The sequence below is a fragment of the Acinetobacter sp. genome, assembly GCF_036666595.1.
In the GTDB taxonomy this organism is placed as follows: Bacteria; Pseudomonadota; Gammaproteobacteria; order Pseudomonadales; family Moraxellaceae; genus Acinetobacter.
Genome location: NZ_JAVWVO010000027.1, coordinates 1 through 1,274, shown reverse-complemented (window position 1 = coordinate 1,274; position 1,274 = coordinate 1). Strand labels below are relative to the sequence as shown.

Here is a 1,274-nt window from a genome sequence, read left to right as displayed (position 1 = left end):
GGTCAAAACACCTTTTAAATCCTGTGTAACATCTCGTTCGCATAGTCCGAGAGAAACAGCATAGCGAAAAATTTGACCACATTTAGTTTTTACTTTCTTTGCGGTTTCATGTTTGCCTTCTTTTTCATAAATACGGCATATTTTTAAAATATCCATTGGCTTGAGCTCATGGATAGGTACTTTACCAATATGCTTAAAGATGACATCAAATAATCGTTGCTGTCCTTTAACTGTAGCTTCAGCAAAATTCTGTTTGGTTGCCCATTCTTGAGCTAAGATTGAGAAGGTATTCTTATTTGCATTTAATATCTCATTCTCAATTCTGAGTTTGTCGACTTGAGGATCAATATTCTGAGCAAGTAAAGCTCTTGCTTCATCCCGTCGTATTCTCGCTTCTGCTAAGCCAATGATAGGGTAGTTACCAAAGCTTATAGAATTACGCTTCTTTGTATAAGGACGGGCATAGTCAAAACGCCAGAATTTTTCTCCATTCTTGGTGATCATTAAAAATAAACCTTTTCCATCAGATAGCTTTTGAATACTTTCAGGATCAGCTTTTGTCTTTTTTATTTTTGTATCTGTAAGTGGTACAACAACTTTTGGCATTTTTGCGGTATCAGTTTATACGGTAAAATGAGTTTACCGTATAAATTACCGTAATGATACTCAGGTTTTGGTAGATCAATAGAGATGAATATTAATCTTTTAACTAAATATTTCATTGATTTTTATTGAATTAATTGTTTTAAATATTCTTGTGAATACTAAAGTAGACCACAAAATGGTGCGCTCAGCGGGACTCGAACCCACGTCGGTCGCTTAGGAGGCAACTGCTCTATCCAGTTAAGCTATAAGCGCATAATTTTCTGATTATAAACAAAAAAGTGATTGCTTCGGCAATCACTTTTCATAACAAGATTAAGGTCTGTTGACATTTTCTGTATAAAAAATAGCGAGTAAGTAAAATTCAATCGCCAAACCAAATCTACTACTCGCTATGCCTCGTACAATGCTAAATGATCAACACTGGTCCAAGTTAGAATCTATTCTCCGCAATTTTGACATTTATCTCAAACAAAATCTCAGAGATTTTATAGAAGCCATCCTTTATCGAATTAGAACAGGCTGTCCGTGGCGAGATCTACCTAAAGAATTTGGTCATTCAAACTCTATATTTAAAAAGTATAGTCGATGGTCTAAAGACAATAAGTTTTTGGAAATATTTAAATTAATCAGTAAGCATGCTGATATGGAATGGGTTTTTATTGATGGTT

2 protein-coding genes and 1 tRNA gene are annotated in these 1,274 nt (G+C 34.4%); 1 reads left to right on the top strand and 2 read right to left on the bottom strand.

What is annotated here, in order from left to right:
- Positions 1–606 (bottom strand): integrase arm-type DNA-binding domain-containing protein (locus RR876_RS16505; protein WP_332637133.1); only part of this gene is annotated, 606 nt, incomplete at its 3' end.
- Between the two features lie 176 nt (positions 607–782).
- Positions 783–858 (bottom strand) — tRNA-Arg (locus tag RR876_RS16500).
- A 139-nt stretch (positions 859–997) separates the two neighbouring features.
- Here RR876_RS16500 and RR876_RS16495 point away from each other — a divergent pair.
- A partial coding sequence (locus tag RR876_RS16495) for a transposase (protein ID WP_332637132.1) occupies positions 998–1,274 on the top strand: 277 nt, incomplete at its 3' end.